19 protein-coding genes and 1 riboswitch are annotated in these 16,689 nt (G+C 47.7%); of the genes, 2 read left to right on the top strand and 17 right to left on the bottom strand.

Annotated features, from left to right (window positions below; all coding sequences use genetic code 11):
* Nucleotides 1-68 precede the first annotated feature (68 nt).
* Nucleotides 69-305: a YuzB family protein gene (locus M1Q06_RS06100; protein WP_058381198.1), complete on the top strand. Its 237-nt coding sequence runs from the start codon at nt 69-71 to the stop codon at nt 303-305.
* 22 nt (nt 306-327) lie between these two features.
* On the opposite strand, the gene M1Q06_RS06095 is transcribed toward M1Q06_RS06100, so the two are convergent.
* The 9 genes from M1Q06_RS06095 to M1Q06_RS06055 form a co-directional block, all read right to left on the bottom strand.
* Nucleotides 328-1,101 carry a TIGR01457 family HAD-type hydrolase gene (locus M1Q06_RS06095; protein ID WP_434402258.1) on the bottom strand — a complete coding sequence of 258 codons (774 nt, stop codon included), beginning with the start codon at nt 1,099-1,101 and terminating at the stop codon, nt 328-330.
* Nucleotides 1,088-1,546, bottom strand: coding sequence for a type VII toxin-antitoxin system HepT family RNase toxin (hepT, locus tag M1Q06_RS06090; protein WP_434402256.1), 459 nt, complete (start codon nt 1,544-1,546; stop codon nt 1,088-1,090). Before hepT ends, M1Q06_RS06095 begins: the two co-directional genes overlap by 14 nt.
* Before the next feature lie 83 nt (nt 1,547-1,629).
* Nucleotides 1,630-1,977: a YutD-like domain-containing protein gene (locus tag M1Q06_RS06085; protein WP_434402254.1), complete on the bottom strand. Its 348-nt coding sequence runs from the start codon at nt 1,975-1,977 to the stop codon at nt 1,630-1,632.
* A gap of 174 nt (nt 1,978-2,151) precedes the next feature.
* Nucleotides 2,152-2,274, bottom strand: a complete 123-nt coding sequence (locus M1Q06_RS06080) for a methionine/alanine import family NSS transporter small subunit (protein WP_145990591.1) — start codon at nt 2,272-2,274, stop codon at nt 2,152-2,154.
* A gap of 12 nt (nt 2,275-2,286) precedes the next feature.
* Nucleotides 2,287-3,831: a sodium-dependent transporter gene (locus M1Q06_RS06075; RefSeq protein WP_101190008.1), complete on the bottom strand. Its 1,545-nt coding sequence runs from the start codon at nt 3,829-3,831 to the stop codon at nt 2,287-2,289.
* Nucleotides 3,832-4,030: 199 nt separating this feature from the next.
* Nucleotides 4,031-5,605 (bottom strand): Na+/H+ antiporter NhaC family protein, encoded by a 1,575-nt coding sequence (locus M1Q06_RS06070; RefSeq protein WP_434402252.1) that lies wholly within the window; start codon nt 5,603-5,605, stop codon nt 4,031-4,033.
* A 110-nt stretch (nt 5,606-5,715) separates the two neighbouring features.
* Nucleotides 5,716-5,898: riboswitch (Lysine riboswitch) on the bottom strand.
* 71 nt (nt 5,899-5,969) lie between these two features.
* Nucleotides 5,970-7,313 (bottom strand): bifunctional metallophosphatase/5'-nucleotidase, encoded by a 1,344-nt coding sequence (locus M1Q06_RS06065; RefSeq protein WP_434402250.1) that lies wholly within the window; start codon nt 7,311-7,313, stop codon nt 5,970-5,972.
* Between the two features lie 13 nt (nt 7,314-7,326).
* Nucleotides 7,327-8,157: a sulfite exporter TauE/SafE family protein gene (locus tag M1Q06_RS06060; RefSeq protein ID WP_434402248.1), complete on the bottom strand. Its 831-nt coding sequence runs from the start codon at nt 8,155-8,157 to the stop codon at nt 7,327-7,329.
* On the bottom strand, nt 8,157-9,017 hold the full coding sequence (locus M1Q06_RS06055; RefSeq protein WP_434402246.1) for a DUF72 domain-containing protein: 861 nt from the start codon (nt 9,015-9,017) through the stop codon (nt 8,157-8,159). The genes M1Q06_RS06060 and M1Q06_RS06055 overlap by 1 nt, the downstream gene beginning before the upstream one ends.
* 151 nt (nt 9,018-9,168) lie before the next feature.
* Here M1Q06_RS06055 and M1Q06_RS06050 point away from each other — a divergent pair, with 151 nt between their 5' ends.
* On the top strand, nt 9,169-9,846 hold the full coding sequence (locus M1Q06_RS06050; RefSeq protein WP_434402244.1) for a DNA alkylation repair protein: 678 nt from the start codon (nt 9,169-9,171) through the stop codon (nt 9,844-9,846).
* 57 nt (nt 9,847-9,903) lie between these two features.
* Here M1Q06_RS06050 and M1Q06_RS06045 read toward each other — a convergent pair whose 3' ends face one another.
* From M1Q06_RS06045 to M1Q06_RS06010, 8 genes are all read right to left on the bottom strand, one after another.
* Nucleotides 9,904-10,089, bottom strand: coding sequence for a hypothetical protein (locus M1Q06_RS06045; protein ID WP_121301083.1), 186 nt, complete (start codon nt 10,087-10,089; stop codon nt 9,904-9,906).
* Nucleotides 10,090-10,239: 150 nt separating this feature from the next.
* Nucleotides 10,240-11,637 carry a Fe-S cluster assembly protein SufB gene (gene sufB / locus M1Q06_RS06040; RefSeq protein ID WP_101190002.1) on the bottom strand — a complete coding sequence of 466 codons (1,398 nt, stop codon included), beginning with the start codon at nt 11,635-11,637 and terminating at the stop codon, nt 10,240-10,242.
* 20 nt (nt 11,638-11,657) lie between these two features.
* A complete protein-coding gene (sufU, locus tag M1Q06_RS06035) occupies nt 11,658-12,098 on the bottom strand; it encodes a Fe-S cluster assembly sulfur transfer protein SufU (protein WP_121301082.1) in 441 nt (146 codons plus the stop codon).
* Complete coding sequence (locus M1Q06_RS06030) at nt 12,088-13,314, bottom strand: cysteine desulfurase (protein ID WP_101805223.1); 1,227 nt, start codon at nt 13,312-13,314, stop codon at nt 12,088-12,090. Before M1Q06_RS06030 ends, sufU begins: the two co-directional genes overlap by 11 nt.
* The gene (gene sufD / locus M1Q06_RS06025) at nt 13,314-14,618 is read right to left on the bottom strand and encodes a Fe-S cluster assembly protein SufD (RefSeq protein ID WP_101190000.1); all 1,305 of its coding nucleotides are present in this window, start codon (nt 14,616-14,618) and stop codon (nt 13,314-13,316) included. The genes M1Q06_RS06030 and sufD overlap by 1 nt, the downstream gene beginning before the upstream one ends.
* 18 nt (nt 14,619-14,636) lie before the next feature.
* On the bottom strand, nt 14,637-15,416 hold the full coding sequence (gene sufC / locus M1Q06_RS06020; protein ID WP_434402241.1) for a Fe-S cluster assembly ATPase SufC: 780 nt from the start codon (nt 15,414-15,416) through the stop codon (nt 14,637-14,639).
* 346 nt (nt 15,417-15,762) lie between these two features.
* The gene (locus M1Q06_RS06015) at nt 15,763-15,918 is read right to left on the bottom strand and encodes a hypothetical protein (RefSeq protein WP_167399234.1); all 156 of its coding nucleotides are present in this window, start codon (nt 15,916-15,918) and stop codon (nt 15,763-15,765) included.
* A 200-nt stretch (nt 15,919-16,118) separates the two neighbouring features.
* Complete coding sequence (locus M1Q06_RS06010) at nt 16,119-16,649, bottom strand: hypothetical protein (protein ID WP_101189999.1); 531 nt, start codon at nt 16,647-16,649, stop codon at nt 16,119-16,121.
* Between the last annotated feature and the right edge of the window lie 40 nt (nt 16,650-16,689).

Here is a 16,689-nt window from a genome sequence, read left to right as displayed (position 1 = left end):
GGCAAAATCAATTAATTGACGGTTGCACGGAAACACGGTAGGATTTCCTAGTAGTGAGGTGAGCTGGAATGAACCCGATTATTGAATTTTGCATGAGCAATCTCGCCAATGGTTCGGAAGAGTCTTTTGCAAAACTAGAGCAGGACCCGAATCTGGATGTACTCGAATATGGTTGTTTAAGCTACTGCAGCCAATGTGCCGAATCCTTGTTTGCACTTGTAAACGGTGAAATTGTGGAAGCGGACACCCCTGAAGAGCTAACCAAGAAAATATATGAGTTCATAGAAGAAAACCCATTGTTTTAAGCCGCCTTTTGGACGGCTTTTTTTAATGCTTCCAAAAACTGAGATTTTCTAACAAATGCGTTGCAGGATGGTCTTTTTGCATCACGGCATCCATCGGGGTCACGCCGGTATTGACGTGCACCGTGTCGATTCCAAAACGGATTCCTGCTTGTATGTCGGTATCGTAGTTATCCCCGATCATCACCATTTCCTCTTTATCGAATCCCCATTCGTGCTGAATGGCTTCGAGCATATGGATTTCCGGTTTGCCGATAAATACCGGATCGACATCTGTCGCTTTTGACACGACGGCTGTTATGGCCCCGTTGCCTGGCAGAAATCCTTCTTCTGAAGGGAATGCCAAGTCTTGGTTAGTCGACAAGAACACGGCCCCATTCTGCACCTCCAGGCAAGCGCGCGATAGTTTCTTGTAAGTAATCTGTGGGTCGAGCCCCATCAGGACGATGTCTGCCTGTTTCTCGACGCAATCGATTCCTTCCGCATCAAGCGCTTCCTTCAAGCCATCCGAACCGATCAGGTAAACCGTGCGGCCCGGGTACCAACGCTTGATGTATTTTGCCGCCGCGACCGCTGAAGACATAATGCGCGATTTATCGGCATTGACACCGACCCTTTTCAGCTTTTCATACAATTGCCCTTGCGTTTTGGAGGCGTTGTTCGTGACATAAAAAGCTTCGATGCCTTGTTGTTGCAAGCGGCTGACAAATTGCGCAGCTTCCTGAACCGGCGCCTCGCCCCGGTACACCGTACCATCCAGATCCAGGCAATACGCCTTATAGCGCTTAATTTTTTCCATTGTCGTTCTCCGGAATGAACGCAGAGACCGGCCCAAGTTCATGTTCAAGATAATGGGCCACCTTAGGGCCGAATTGTTTCAGGCTATCCAAATGAGCATCCATTACACGTTTGATTTCTGTATGGTCGACCGCAATGAATTCGCGCACAAGCATCTTGCGCAGGCCAACCAGCTCTTTCAAAGGCTGGTCCATTTTTTCGGTGATCACTTTTTCATCCACCAGTATATCGATGATATCTTCGTAACTACCCGGATCGCGCATAATAAAACCATCGATCATCGAATTCCCGACATCGATCACCGCTTCAATCGCCCCGAGTGCCAGGCGCTCCAAAGCCAATTGGTCTTTCAACGAATTCCACTGGCCATTCTCTTCATATAAAGCGATAAGCGCATCCATATATGTGATGGCTTCCTTGATTTTTCCGCGGTCGATAAAATACATAATGAGTCCCTCCATTTTACTGTTTCTCGCTGTTGCGTTTCTTCTCTATCATATCATATGGGCACAAAAAAACCCCCAGCGGCTCAATCCGCTGTGGGGGGTTCAGGTTGTTCCTGTACTTCTGGTTCTGGTTGTTCCTGCACTTCTGGTTCCGGCGCTTTTCCGGCCTTTTTCAAGACGAAGTAAGAGCAGCCGAAATTGCAGTATTCATATAAATAATCCTGCAGCGTGCTGATCTTCGTATCATAGCTTGCTTTGTTATTACTATCTTCAAAAAAACCTTTAAGGCGAAGCTGCCCGTATCCCCAGTCGCCCAGGATGTAATCGTATTTGGCCAGAATATCACTGTACCTGTTCTGGATCGCTTCTTCCTGAAAGCCTTCGCGATGATCCTCGATCACCTCGTAATTCCACTTTTCAATTGTGATCAATATCCTCACCACCCATACCTAGTAATGACAAAAGCCTGGGCCCGCATCATCCTGCTTTACCTGCTTACATCCTGCTTCAAATGTATCACACCAAGACTTTGTGGACAAGCTGTGCTATCGTCGCATAAATAAACAAAAAACCTCCGGCGAGCGTTCTGCCAGAGGTTTTCCATTTTATCCTAAGTCTTCTGCTTTGTTTGCTTTGCTCGATCTTACAGCGTGGAAAATGCTCGCTGCAAGCCCTCCCCAGAGGAGGATCATACCGATAATCATAACTACAATCGCGCTAACTGACATGTCGATCCCTCCTTATTCTTTTTCTCGTGCTGGATGCTCGGAATGCTCATCGTAATAGCGATAGTTTTTATGCCATTTGCCGAGCGAGAACAAAATCCCGAAGAGCAGAGCGCCCGCTGCGACGGCTACGCCGCCGAACAATGTGAACATATTCGAATAGCCTTCATAGTTCCCTGTTTCCGTTTCGAATTGCTGGAAAATATTTAGGCGCAGCAAGCCGAACATCATATAGCCAAGAACGATCGGAGTGATGACGCCCAAACTGAATTTCCACCAGCCACCAAGCCGGATATCGGAAATTGCATTGGCATGCTCTTGAAGGTCTCCTGTTTTGCGCAGAATCCATACTACCATGATAACTTCTACGAGGCCAAGAGCCGCTACACCGAATTGGTTGATGTAGTAATCAGCGATATCCAGGAAGAACAATCCGCCCTGCGTAGCAAAAAGGATTGAAATCAATGCTGCAAGACCACCGCCGAAGGCAACCGCTTTTCTGCGTGAAATCCCAAACTTCTCAGTAAAACCTGCGACATATGTTTCTGTGATCGACATAAGAGATGTCAATCCAGCAAGTGTTAGTGATAGGAAGAACAAGAAACCGAACAGCCCGTTCATGCCCGGGAATTCATTGATGATTGCCGGGAACACCACAAACGCGAGCCCTACGCCAGCTGATGCAACATCCGCCACAGCTACACCAGATTGGGTCGCCATGAAACCGAGTACCGCAAACACCCCGATACCTGCCAGCAACTCAAAACTTGAGTTTGCAAAAGCGGTAATGAAAGCATTGTTAGTGATATCCGATTTTTTCGGAAGATAGCTGGAATAAGTAATCATGATTGCAAAAGCAATCGATAGACTGAAGAAAATATGCCCATAGGCCGCAACCCACACGGTTGGATCCATTATGGCGTCGAAATTCGGGCTGAAGAATGCATCCAGTCCGAGCATTGCCCCATCAAGCGTAACCGCACGGATAACGATGATGGTAAAGATGATGACCAAAGTCGGAATGAAAATCCGGTTCGCCATCTCGATTCCTTTTTTAACGCCTGCAAGCAAGATGCCCAGCGTAATGACCCAAACAAGAACTAACGGAATAAAGATTCCCCAGACGATTCCCCCCGTCTCGCCTGGTGACACCGTTAGTTGGAGAAAATCATTGAATAAGAAAGCTTCTGTATCCTCTCCCCATGCCTGATTGAATGAAAACAAGGTATAACGCATTGCCCAAGCAATGATGACTGCGTAATACACCGATATGACGAACGAAACGAATATTGCCCACCAACCGAGCCATTCAGATTTTTTCCCGCTCATTCTAAAGAATGACAATGGCGCTGATCCGCGATAACGATGGCCTATAGTGAATTCCAGAATCAAAATTGGAATCCCGGCAGTTAAAAGTGCGAACAAATAAGGAATTAAGAAAGCTCCACCACCATTTTCATATGCTACATACGGGAATCGCCAAATATTCCCTAAACCTACTGCTGAACCGACCGCCGCCATGATAAAACCGGCTCTCGTTCCCCATGTAGAACGTTCCATTTCTCTTCCCCCTTTGTTGTGAACTTCCAATTTTTTAACAGAAAAATAGGAAGTTTGTTTATATTCAGATTATTTTGGAATCTAAATTTAGTATAACTAGGACCCTGTTCAAAGTAAAGATAATTTCTGAAAATTTTTCAAAAAAACTATTATTACAATAATAAAAAGGCGGAGATAGAATATCTCCGCCTTCCAGATCTTAGTTCTGTTCATGTTTTTCCATTAAGGTTGTACGCTTAGACCAGAAAACGAATAGTATTGCCAAGACAATTGCTACCGCTCCAAGAGCCAAAGGCAAGGAGCCGGTAAAGCCTATGACGATATACCCTACTGCTGCGATCGCTGCAGAGGTCAATGCATAAGGAAGTTGCGTGACAACGTGGTCCATATGGTTGCTTCCTGCGCCTGTCGACGACAGAATTGTCGTGTCCGAGATTGGTGAACAATGGTCTCCGAATACTGCTCCCGCTAATACAGCCGATAAGGAAGCGAGCAATAGTTCAGGTTCTGCTTGGATCATGATCGTGCCGGCAATCGGCAGCAGTATCCCGAAAGAGCCCCAGGAAGTACCAGTCGAAAACGCCATGACGCCAGCCAACAAGAACAATAGGACAGGCAGGATGCTTGTCGGCACATTGCCGCGAGCGACAGCGTCAGCAAGGTAACTCCCTGTTTCCAAAGCGCCGATCAAATAGGTCAGCGACCAGGCGAAGATCAAGATGAAGACAGCTCCCGCCATTGATTGAATCCCTGCCCAGATGCCTCTAGCGATCCAATGCGCTTCCGCTGCTTCGTTGCGCTTGATCTGCAGTGCGTACAAGATGATCGCTGCAAGTGCGCCGACGATTCCGCCTGTGATCAAGGACAAAGGAACATCAGTGTTTTCAAAAATAAGCCAAATGTCAAATACTCTATCGGCATTTACATATCCTGTCCACATCATCGCTGCGACTGTTCCGACGATCAATAACAGGATCGGCAATAACAAATCGCGGACGCGTCCGTGCGAGTGGCTCGGGAAATCTTCTTTCATTTCCCCAGGAATCACTTTATCCGGATTGAACAACTGGCCTTCTGTAATCGCCAGGCGTTCATGTTTTTTCATTTCCCCGAAATCCACATCACGGATTGCGACGAAGAATACGATGGCAAGTGCCGCGATGACGTAGAAGTTCATCGGTGCCATCCACAGGAAAGCTTCCAGCGCCGAATAATCAAGGAAGGTCTGCCCAGCCAAGATCGTTCCGATGATGCCGATGATCGCAGCTCCCCAGCTGGATACGGGAGACACTACACAAATCGGTGCAGCAGTCGAATCGATGAAATAAGCTAGTTTTGCACGCGATACTTTATAACGGTCCGTAATCGGCCGTGCAACTTGCCCGACGGCCAAGGCATTGAAATAATCATCAATGAAAATCAAAATGCCAAGAAATACGGTAACCAATTTCGCCCCTCGGCGTGTTTTGACACGCGCAGATGCCCAATCGGCAAACGCATGGCTGCCTCCAGACAGGCTGACGAATGCTGTAATGACTCCTAGCAGCAATAAGAACAAAATGATGAAGACATTGTAAGCGTTGAAGCCTTCATCCCAAAAAATTACCGCAAATGAAGTAAATAATTCGTTCAAGGCTTCGAGCGGCGCAAACGATGTCAGGATCAACGCAGCTGCCACAATGCCGACGCCGAGCGACAGTAATACACGGCGCGTCAACAGTACCATCGCAATCGCGATGATCGGCGGCAGTATCGAAAAGATTGTGTTTTCCATAATTAGATTTCCTCCTATTCATTTTGATGGTAAGGCTTAGACCAAAAAAGCCGGTTTATCCCATGGATAAACCGGCTTCCTACAATTCGTCTGTGTGCACAAGCATCAAACAACCCTGTAGCTCTCCATCTGCAACTCACTGCAAATGACAGTGGCATTCCTGTTCGAAATGCCCCCAATCGACGCTCCCCTGACCCGGAAACGGTGATTTCGGCAAGCTTCCCTTTCGAATGCGGTCTACGCGGTCAAACTCGCACATTCTACTGATGAAGGCTGCAGCCTCTACCCATCGATATCTAATTCATAAAAAGCATAGCCCAAAAAGCACACGAAATCAACTAACAGTCCATTTTGAATGTTCCTTCTATTTAACGGTTTTCATTCGGAAATAATCACCAAAGACATCACGCAGGAACTCGGGCATGAAATAACTCTTCGGTGCACGCTTCAAGGCAGGGAAAAAATAGCCGAATGTGAACAGGTCGAGCGTCGCGAGCCGGTAGATGCGGTCCGGATCGGCTGGCTTGCCCCTCACCATCAATTGGTGATTGTGCATGTCCATCCCGCTATGGATCATCCGTCCGAATACCGCGCCACGAAAGCCCATGCCTTTGAGCTCAAGTTGCGGCCAGTCTTCGTTCAAGGATTGGAGATAAATTTCCTTTAGTTCCGCGCCGCTGAGATCGATGACGCATGGATTGATCGGATGCGGAAGCATACGGTGGAAATCGTAGCGCGTCATCTCCCCTTGCGGCATATCCTCCATAAAAATGCCGGCATTGAACAATCCGCAATCCGCCGAAGCAAACGACACCAAGGCATCGCCAAACAGCTCTGCCATGGGGGACGGCTTGAACCATTCCGCTTTCAAATGATGGTCATTGTAGAAAACCGTCTCTGCCATTTGCTGCTTGCCGACACCGACCAAGTAGTCATTGAACCCTTTATCGGCTTCTGGCAACTGGTCGGTCTCGATCACTTCCGCTGTCATCTTGCGTGTCGCGATATCAATTTCAATATGGCCGATATAATAGCCGAACTTGCCGGCAGCACCAAGCAAGGTCCCGCTGATTTCTTTTCCTTGGTGGAATAAATGATGGGTATGCGCCCCCAAGATAATATCGAGTTCGGGGCATTCTGCTGCTAACAGTTCATCTTCCCTGATGCCAAGATGAGACATGCAAATGAGAAAATCGACCGACCCGCGGATTTCCGCGGCCTCACGCTTGATCGCTTCTCTGCCGCTCGTCACTTGCCAGCCGAGACGTCGGTAAAACGGTGTGAACTCTGCCGTTGCAGCAACAAGCCCGATTTTCACTCCGTCATTCGTCACGATAATCTGATTTGCGCTTGCCCATTCCGGCTGCCTGCCGTCTAAGTCCAATAAATTAGCGACAACGACAGAAAAATCAGCCTGCACATACAATTCGTCCAGTTCTGCTTTGGACAGCGTAATCCCTTCGTTATTGCCGATGGTCACTGCATCATAACCGGCTTCATTGAGCAACTGGACATTGCCTTTGCCAGCCGTGCCTTCTGTAAAAGGATGTGAGCGGTCAGCGTGGTCCCCGATATCGAGCACCAAACACACATCGCCCGCTTCTTCATGCCAGCGCCTGCGCTCCGTCAGCAAGGATTGGATACGGGGCCAGTGCGCAAAATGGCTATGCAGGTCGTTCGTATGATAAATATGGATGATTTCACTCATGTCAAACACCTCATTATGAACTGAAAATTCCTTCGTAAATCGAGCGGAGCCCGAGTAATAATAATGCGAGCCGCAGCACGACAACCAGAGTCTCGGATTTGATGCTGCGGTTCAGCCTAGCCCCGATCTTCGCTCCAATATATGCTGAAGGGATGATGGCCAAGGTATAGATCCACGGGACATTACCGAGTGAAATATGCGTGATGGAATTGACGATGGCTGACAGAAAGACCATCAGCATCGACGTTCCAACGGCTACGTGAGGCGGAAATAAAAATAGCAGGATCATGGCCGGAACGAGGATCGAACCGCCGCCGATGCCGAATAGCCCGGATGCAAAGCCGATGAAGAAAGTCAATGCGAGCGCGAACCATATCGGATAGCCGTAGACGTATTCTTGATCGGTTTTGCGGTCATAGAAACTTTGCTTTTTGCCGTTATCGACAAACCAGCTCACTGCCTTCAAGCGATCCCTGAGCAACAGGAGCAGCGATAAGAACACCAATAGCAGGCCAAAATATAATTGAAAGGACGGTACATCAAGACTGCGGTTGACGAATGCGCCTAAAATGGTTCCAGGCGCACTGCCAAGAAAGAAAATGAAACCGCTCCGGTAATCGACAGTGCCCACTTTCATGTAGGCAATCGTCGAAGACAAACCGGTGAAAATCATCATGACGACCGAAAGCCCGACAATCTGTTGAGGGGATAAGTCTGGAAACAAGCTGACTGAAGAGCTGAGGAACAGCAGCACAGGCACCAAGATGACGCCTCCGCCAAGGCCGATGAGCGCTCCGACGATCCCTGAAGCAAGCCCGGTCACTAGAAGGATCACAAATACCATCAGAACCCGCCTTCGAACAGGTCAAGTTGTTTCGGGGACAATCCCTCAAAATGCAAACCGTTCAAATCCTGGAACTGTTTCGCATCCCCCGCCGCATGACCGCCTGAATTATTGTTGAAAATCACATATACCTGCTCTGCCTGTTGTTCAAGACGCTTCACGGCCCGGCTGATCTCTTCTAGTTCCTCACGGTTATAATCGTATAGATAGCGCACTTCCCGCCATTTTTCGGCATTTCCGGGATTCAGCCAGCCGTGGACATTGCGCCCGTGCAGACGCAGCAGCACTTTGTCTTTGCGGCTGGACTCGGGGACAAGCGGAATGGAGCCATCCCCTGCCTGCGGCTCATCGCAGACCGAATGGATCAATCCGTGTTCGCGAAGAAATTCCAGCGTCTTTTCTTTCATGCCGTCCGCATACCATGACTGATGGCGGAATTCGATCGCCAAGTCAAATTCTTGCAGCTCCGCGATGATCGCGCGTATTTCATCGACATGATCTTTCTGGCAGTCGAACCAGGGTGGAAATTGCAATAGCACCATGGCTAGCTTCCCTGCTTCTTTAAGCGGCCTGACAGACAACCTGTAAGCTTCGAACATCTCCTCGCGGGTGGCGAATGGATTCTCCCCGCGCTGATGCCCGGTCATGCCTTGATAAGCTTTTACGACGAACTGGAAATTGTCCGGCGTCTCGCGAATCCATTTGCTGATATTGCGCTCAGGCTGGACTGCATAAAATGAAGAATCCAGTTCCACAATCGGAAAATGCGCACTGTAATCGACCAATTTATCTTTTTGTTTCGACCCGGGGCTATACACATCTGGATAATCTCCCCAGCCCGTCAATCCAACATAAATCATCGCCCTGCCTCCATTTTCGTTATTATTTTATGATAGCATAGAACAAAACAGGCGTCCTTTTTGAGATTCGCTGAAGCACGCCAGGCGAAGCTCCCTATTTCGCACATGGTTACAATCACATATCAAGCCATTCTTTAGGAGGTTTTTGGAAATGAAAAAACCATGGAACACAGAGGCTCTTATCTCAAGCTTTGAGGACCATCGCAACCCGGAGCTTGCCGCTCCGATGGCCGCTTATATGAAACACAACTTCCCATTTTTAGGAATCCAGAAACCTCTGCGTACTGCGTTAATGAAAGAGCAGCTATCCACATATCTCCTCCCTGAAAAAGCACAATTGAAGTCCATTGTCCAAGCACTGTACGCACTGCCGGAACGCGAATTTCATTACGCAGCCATCGAATTGCTGGAACAAGCAAAAAAGGAACTGACTCCAGACGACTTGCCGTTTTTGCGCCTGCTGGTCGAATCCAATTCCTGGTGGGACACTGTTGATGCCATCGCCCCCAAACTCGTCGGTCATATTGTGTTGCTTGACCGAACAACCACTGCCCCGCTCCTTGTTGAGTGGGCACATGCAGAAAACTTATGGACCCAGCGCGCTGCAATTTTGCACCAACTGAAATTCAAGCAACAGACCGACACGGAAATGCTCGGCTCCATCATCTCTCTACATGCCGAATCCCGCGAATTCTTCATCCAAAAATCCATCGGCTGGGCTTTGAGGGAATACGCAAAAACCGATCCCATGTGGGTCTTGGACTTCGTCTCTGCCCATACGCTTCAGCCACTGAGCAAGCGGGAAGCTCTAAAACACATAAAAAAATAAGCTTCGGCATCCATGAAGAGACGCCAAAGCTTATTTTTTTAATTGGGCTGCAGGCTCTTAGAACAACCCGCCGAGCCCGCCGCCGCCGATTTTGGATTTAGCGAGATCCATCAATTCGTTCTTTTCGTTTTCATCGATTTTGCCGTCGTCGTATGCTTGCTTGACTTGAGTGATGATTTCTTTCGCTTCTCCCATGTCAGCGTTGCTGATTTTCTCTTTTAATGCATCAAAAGTTTGGCTCATTAGAAAAATCCCTCCTCAATTTTTTGCTTCATCCTTTGTATACCCTTAGGAAAAAGAGTAAAACGAAATTTATACAAATGAGGAAATCCACTCCTCCTAACCGGCATAAAAAATCCCCGGCATTTTCCATGCCGGGGATTGATTGATTGATTAACCGATTGAACCTTCCATCTCGAACTTGATGAGACGGTTCATTTCGACTGCATACTCCATCGGCAATTCTTTAGTGAATGGCTCGATGAAGCCCATGACGATCATTTCTGTCGCTTCCTGTTCAGAAACGCCACGGCTCATCAGATAGAACAATTGCTCTTCAGAGACTTTCGATACTTTCGCTTCGTGTTCAAGCGAAACGTTATCGTTCATGATCTCGTTGTAAGGAATTGTATCGGATGTCGACTGGTTGTCCATGATCAACGTATCGCATTCGATGTTCGAACGTGCGCCGTCCGCTTTGCGGCCGAAGTGCACGATTCCGCGGTAAGAAACTTTCCCGCCTTGTTTCGAAATCGATTTGGAAACGATCGATGAAGATGTATTCGGCGCCAAGTGGATCATTTTCGCGCCTGCATCCTGGTGCTGGCCTTTGCCGGCGATCGCAATCGACAATGTCATGCCGCGTGCGCCTTCGCCTTTAAGGAAGACTGCAGGGTATTTCATCGTCAATTTCGAACCGATGTTGCCATCGATCCATTCCATCGTGCCGTTTGCATCTACGAAAGCACGTTTCGTTACCAGGTTGTATACGTTATTCGCCCAGTTTTGGATTGTTGTATAGCGGCAATAAGCATCTTTTTTCACGATGATTTCAACAACTGCAGAGTGCAGTGAGTTCGTCGTGTAGACAGGAGCTGTACAGCCTTCTACGTAATGGACGCTTGCGCCTTCGTCGACGATGATCATCGTACGTTCGAATTGGCCCATGTTTTCCGAGTTGATGCGGAAATAGGCTTGCAGTGGCGATTCCACTTTGATGCCTGGCGGTACATAGATGAATGAACCACCCGACCAAACAGCCGTGTTCAAAGCAGAGAATTTATTGTCTGCTGCTGGAATGACTGTCTGGAAGTTTTCTCTGAAGAGGTCTTCATTTTCACGAAGTGCTGCATCAGTATCTTTAAAGATGATGCCCATCTCTTCCAAATCTTCTTTCATGTTGTGGTAAACAACTTCGGATTCGTACTGTGCAGAGACACCTGCAAGGTACTTCTGTTCAGCTTCAGGAATGCCCAGTTTATCAAACGTACGCTTGATTTCTTCAGGAACTTCATCCCATGAAGTCTGGCTCGCTTCAGAAGGTTTGACATAATACGTGATTTCATCAAAATCCAGCGAGTTCAAATCTCCGCCCCATTGCGGCATTGGCATGGAATAGAATAGTTTCAACGCTTTCAAGCGTGATTCGAGCATCCATTCCGGTTCTTCTTTAATCTTCGAAATTTCTCTGACAATGTCTTCCGTCAGACCGCGTTTTGATCTGAAGATGGAGACGTCCTTGTCATGGAACCCATATTTATAATCTCCGATTTCCGGCATTTTTTTCGCCATCGTCGTTCCTCCGTTCTCTGTTACGATTTTTCTTCGTCGTGCACACCTTTTTCCATGGCTTTCCACGCTAAGGTCGCGCATTTGATACGCGCCGGGAATTTAGATACACCTTGCAATGCTTCAATATCCCCAAGGTCCACTGAATCGTCGTACTCTTTGCCAAGCATCATGTCCGAAAAGATTCCGGACAGCTTCAATGCTGTATCTACATCTTTGCCTTTGACGGCTTGCGTCATCATGGAAGCAGATGCCATGGAAATCGAGCAGCCTTCCCCGTCGAATTTGGCGTCTTTGACGATGCCATCTTCTACTTGCAGCGTCAATTGGATCCTGTCGCCGCAAGTCGGGTTGTTCATTTCGATATTGACACTGTCCTGTTCAAGCGCGCCCTTGTTGCGGGGCGTCTTGTAATGGTCCATGATCACTTGTCGATATAATTGATCTAAATTATTAAAAGACATCGCTAAAATACTCCTTTGCAGAACGCAAACCTTCCACTAGGCGATCGATATCCGATTCGTCATTATAAAGATAGAAGCTTGCGCGTGCTGTCGCTGTCACGTCAAGCCATTTCATCAATGGCTGTGCGCAGTGATGACCTGCTCTGACAGCGATGCCGCTCATATCGAGCACAGTCGCTACATCGTGGGGATGGACTTCTTTCAAATTGAAAGTGACGATCCCTGCACGTTTTGCTGGGTCTTTCGGGCCGTAAATCTCAAGCCCTTCAATAGCCGACATCTTGTCCATCGCGATGGCTGCCATATGGTGTTCATGTTTTTCGATTTCATCCAATCCGATTTCCTGCAGGAAGTCGATGGCCGCAGCCAGTCCGACTGCCCCAGCAATGATCGGCGTGCCGCCTTCGAATTTCCAAGGCAACTCTTTCCAGGTCGAATCGTATAATCCGACAAAGTCGATCATCTCGCCGCCGAACTCGACAGGCTCCATGGCTTCGAGCAAATGCTTTTTACCATACAAGACGCCGATGCCGGTCGGGCCGACCATTTTGTGGCCGGAAAATGCGAAGAAGTCGCAATCCAAGTCCTGGACATCGATTTTCAAGTGAGGCGCAGCCTGTGCACCGTCCACCATCATGACAGCGCCATGTTCGTGGGCGATTTTCGCCACTTCCTTCACCGGGTTCATCGTGCCGAGCACATTGGATACATAAACCATCGACACAATTTTTGTCCGGTCGGTAATGGCTGCACGGACATTTTCAAGCGAGATGGTACCGTCTTCTTCGAGCTCGATGTATTTCAAGACAGCGCCGCGTTCTTTTGCCAGCTGCTGCCAAGGAATGATGTTCGAGTGATGCTCCATATACGTGATGACGATTTCGTCGCCTTCTTCCACATTGGCACGGCCATAGCTTTGTGCGACCAAGTTGATCGCAGTCGTCGTGCCGCGGAGAAAGACGATTTCCTGCGTCGATCTGGCATTGATGAATTGCTGCACTTTCTCGCGGGCGCCTTCATATTTCTCTGTTGCCCGGTTGCCGAGCGTGTGGACGCCGCGGTGGACATTGGAATTATCAGACTCGTAATATTCTTTCAGCGCCTCGATGACTGGCGTCGGCTTCTGGGAAGTCGCCGCGCTGTCCAAATAGACGAGCGGATGTCCATTGATTTCCTGGTTGAGTATCGGGAAATAGCTCTTGATCTCTGGATTCATTAGCGGACTTTCCTTTCGATAACCTCCGTCAATTGCTTTTTAACGCCTTCGATTGGCAACACGTTTACAACCGGTGCCAGGAAGCCGTGAATAACAAGACGTTCAGCTTCTTGTTTTGTAATGCCTCGGCTCATCAAATAATACAATTGAAGCGGATCGACGCGTCCGACTGATGCCGCATGGCCTGCCGTTACATCATCTTCGTCAATCAAGAGGATCGGGTTCGCATCGCCGCGCGCTTTCGGGCTCAACATCAGCACACGTGATTCCTGTTCTGCGTTAGCTTTCGTTGCGCCGTGTTCAATTTTGCCGATGCCGTTGAAGATCGCAGAAGCGGAGTCTTTCATGACGCCGTGCTTCAAGATCTGTCCATCGGAATTTTTGCCCCAATGGATGACTTGAGTCGTGAAGTTCTGCTTTTGCGTGCCTCTTCCGACCACTACTGTTTTCGTATCGCCGACTGAATTATCGCCGATGAGGAACGTCGTGTTATCGGAAATAGTATCGCTATCGTTCATCATGCCGAGCGCCCATTCGATGCGTGCATCGCGCTGTGCAACTCCGCGGCGGTTCACGTAAGTCGTGAATCCTTCAGCGAGTACATCCACTGCACCGTAAGTGACAGACGCATTGTCTTCTGCAAATACTTCTGAAACGATATTCGCTTGGCCTTTTGCATTCGGTACTGTGGAAATATAGTTCTCCACGTAAGTTACTTCACTGCCTTTATCGGCAACAATCAATGCGTGATTGAACAGGGAAGCTTCCTCATTGTCATGCACGAAGATCGCTTGCACCGGATTCTTTATAGCAAGATTCTTTGGCACGTATAGGAACATCCCGCCATTTAGAAGCGCTGCATGAAGAGCCGTCAATTTATGTTCTTCAGCTTTGACTGCTTCTGTCATGAAATACTTAGCAACCAAATCACCGTGCTCACGGATCGCTGTTTGGATATCTGTCAAAATGACACCTTGTTGCTGAAGGTTCTTATCCAATGAAATATAAGCCGGTGTATTATTGTGCTGGATGTATAGATTTTTTTGATCAGTATCAACAATGGACTTTACCTGCTCCGGCAACTCATCCAATGACGCATAAGTTGAGCTTTCCACAGTATGGACCGGGAAGTCCGTGAAGTTCCAGTTGATGATTTTCGTTTTATCGGGTTTTGGGAGCGGCAACGCTTCGGCAGCAGCCAAAGCCTGTACGCGCAAGTTCGTAAATTCTTCTGGTTCTGAGTGCGAAGCCGAGAAGGAGCGTACATCCTGCTCGGTCATCGTTAGTTTTGTTTCAACCGTCACGTTAGTCTCTCCTTCCAATTATGCTTCTTGTCCGACAGTCTCGTCTTCGATGCCGAGTTCTGCCTTGATCCAGTCATAGCCTTCCGCTTCCAATTTATGCGCAAGTTCAGGTCCGCCGGATTTCACGACGCGGCCTTGCATCATGACATGGACGTGATCTGGCGTGATGTAGTTCAACAGGCGTTGATAGTGAGTGATGATCAAGCAGCCGAAGTTCTCGCCCTTCATTTGGTTGATGCCGTCAGAAACGACTTTCAATGCATCGATATCAAGACCGGAGTCAATTTCATCAAGTACAGCGAATGTCGGTTTGATCATCATCATTTGGAGGATTTCGTTGCGTTTCTTCTCGCCGCCAGAGAATCCTTCGTTCAAGTAGCGCTGTGCCATGTCCTGGTCCATTGCAAGAGTTTCCATTTTGCTGTCAAGTTCACGGATGAATTTCATCAATGAAACTTCGTTGCCTTCTTCGCGGCGTGCGTTCATCGCAGAGCGCATGAAGTCAGCATTTGTGACGCCGGAGATTTCGCTCGGGTACTGCATAGCTAGGAAGAGTCCTGCGCGTGCGCGCTCGTCGACTTCCATCGCCAATACGTCTTCTCCGTCCAATTCGATCGTGCCTTTTGTTACTTCATATTTAGGATGCCCCATGATAGCGGACGCCAAGGTAGATTTCCCTGTTCCGTTCGGCCCCATGATAGCATGGATTTCGCTCGTGTTAATTGTGATGTTTACACCTTTTAAAATCTGTTTTCCTTCGATTTCAACGTGTAGATCTTTAATGACCAAAGTTGACATGTAAATACCTCCATAATGTTATTGAAGAATGCCTTGCACTCTTAATTAGTATCATTCTAATCTTAACTTATATTGACTTCAGTAGCAAATGTTAAAATCGGCTGCATGTCCTTGCCAAAAACCATTTTGAAATCCGTATTTCCTGCTGTTGGAGGGCTGTTTTTATGGATATTCACGGTTTTCCTACATTTTCAATAAAGTTAGGCTAAATGAGAATTCATTTCAATAAACTTCGTGTAAGACACTAGATTCCACATGTTTGGGCATAGAAAAACCGGACAGAGAAATCACTCTGTCCGGCAGCTTCATTTTAATGTTTGAATGTATGTGGATCGTGTATCTATTGCTATTCGCGGTGCGCTTGGCGCTCGATCTGTGCCGCAACCGACTGGCCTTGGCGATAATCCTGCTCACGGCGCTGTTCAACTTCAAGGATTTTTTGCGGGTCATTTTGGTATTCGTTCAGTCCGTACCCGTGTACGTCTCTGAATGCCTGTTCCATTTTTTCCGTCTTTTCAATACCTTGAGAATCGATAATAAACCATTCCTTTCGAGTTATCTTATTTTTACTTTTACAAGTATACCCGACCGTCCAAAGATTAAACAAGATAAATAATCTAATTTATCTGAAAATAGACCTATCGTCATAGTTATTGGGAATATATAGAAAAAGCTGCCCGTTATACGGACAGCTTTCATAAATTATTGGCTTACTTCGTTATATAAATTAGATGCAACCAAGCCGTTTTCTTTCAATATTTCATTGAAAGTAGCATCCGCTTCGGCAAATTTATCAGCAGCCGCTCCGAATTCAGGTGCATCTGTTCCAAGTTCTTCGATTTTCATCTCGTAAGATGAAGCGATCGAAGCCAATGCCCCGTCGATTTCCTCTTGATGATCGCTTAGCGATTCAGGCACTTCGATTGATTTTACCGCTTGCATCGCTTGTTCAGCAGAGCTTGCAGCCGCTTCTTTCATCTCAGCAAGTTCTGTACCGCTTGGCAGTGTATCTTCAGCTTGGGCAATTTCAAAATCGTTCAGCTGTGCGTCTTCTTTATTTATTTCTTTGGAAACGGATAGATAGAATTGCATCAATTGGCTTTTGATGCTTTCTTTTCCGGATTCCATCGTGGCAGATCCAGAAGCCGTTTCAGTTGTGTCAGTGGATTGTTCGGTTCCGCATGCCGCGAGCAACAAGGCCGCAGATAGGCCGAGGATTGTGATTTTTTTCATGATCGTGCCTCCTGATTTTCATATCCAGCATATGATAGCA

It is taken from the genome of Planococcus sp. 11815 (assembly GCF_051096385.1).
Lineage (GTDB): Bacteria > Bacillota > Bacilli > Bacillales_A > Planococcaceae > Planococcus > Planococcus citreus.
The sequence above is the reverse complement of the archived record's forward strand: the minus strand, read 5'-3'. Positions and strand labels throughout refer to the sequence as shown.

Bases quoted from the DNA above. Each gene is read 5' to 3' on its own strand.
- sufC (WP_434402241.1), bottom strand. From the start codon at position 15,416: ATGTCAACTTTGGTCATTAAAGATCTACACGTTGAAATCGAAGGAAAA.
- M1Q06_RS06010 (WP_101189999.1), bottom strand. From the start codon at position 16,649: ATGAAAAAAATCACAATCCTCGGCCTATCTGCGGCCTTGTTGCTCGCG.
- M1Q06_RS06095 (WP_434402258.1), bottom strand. From the start codon at position 1,101: ATGGAAAAAATTAAGCGCTATAAGGCGTATTGCCTGGATCTGGATGGT.
- M1Q06_RS06030 (WP_101805223.1), bottom strand. From the start codon at position 13,314: ATGAATCCAGAGATCAAGAGCTATTTCCCGATACTCAACCAGGAAATC.
- M1Q06_RS06070 (WP_434402252.1), bottom strand. From the start codon at position 5,605: ATGGAAAACACAATCTTTTCGATACTGCCGCCGATCATCGCGATTGCG.
- sufB (WP_101190002.1), bottom strand. From the start codon at position 11,637: ATGGCGAAAAAAATGCCGGAAATCGGAGATTATAAATATGGGTTCCAT.
- M1Q06_RS06075 (WP_101190008.1), bottom strand. From the start codon at position 3,831: ATGGAACGTTCTACATGGGGAACGAGAGCCGGTTTTATCATGGCGGCG.
- M1Q06_RS06015 (WP_167399234.1), bottom strand. From the start codon at position 15,918: ATGGAACAGGCATTCAGAGACGTACACGGGTACGGACTGAACGAATAC.
- M1Q06_RS06050 (WP_434402244.1), top strand. From the start codon at position 9,169: ATGAAAAAACCATGGAACACAGAGGCTCTTATCTCAAGCTTTGAGGAC.
- M1Q06_RS06065 (WP_434402250.1), bottom strand. From the start codon at position 7,313: ATGAGTGAAATCATCCATATTTATCATACGAACGACCTGCATAGCCAT.
- M1Q06_RS06100 (WP_058381198.1), top strand. From the start codon at position 69: ATGAACCCGATTATTGAATTTTGCATGAGCAATCTCGCCAATGGTTCG.
- hepT (WP_434402256.1), bottom strand. From the start codon at position 1,546: ATGTATTTTATCGACCGCGGAAAAATCAAGGAAGCCATCACATATATG.
- M1Q06_RS06045 (WP_121301083.1), bottom strand. From the start codon at position 10,089: ATGAGCCAAACTTTTGATGCATTAAAAGAGAAAATCAGCAACGCTGAC.
- M1Q06_RS06080 (WP_145990591.1), bottom strand. From the start codon at position 2,274: ATGTCAGTTAGCGCGATTGTAGTTATGATTATCGGTATGATCCTCCTC.
- M1Q06_RS06060 (WP_434402248.1), bottom strand. From the start codon at position 8,157: ATGGTATTTGTGATCCTTCTAGTGACCGGGCTTGCTTCAGGGATCGTC.
- sufU (WP_121301082.1), bottom strand. From the start codon at position 12,098: ATGTCTTTTAATAATTTAGATCAATTATATCGACAAGTGATCATGGAC.
- M1Q06_RS06055 (WP_434402246.1), bottom strand. From the start codon at position 9,017: ATGATTTATGTTGGATTGACGGGCTGGGGAGATTATCCAGATGTGTAT.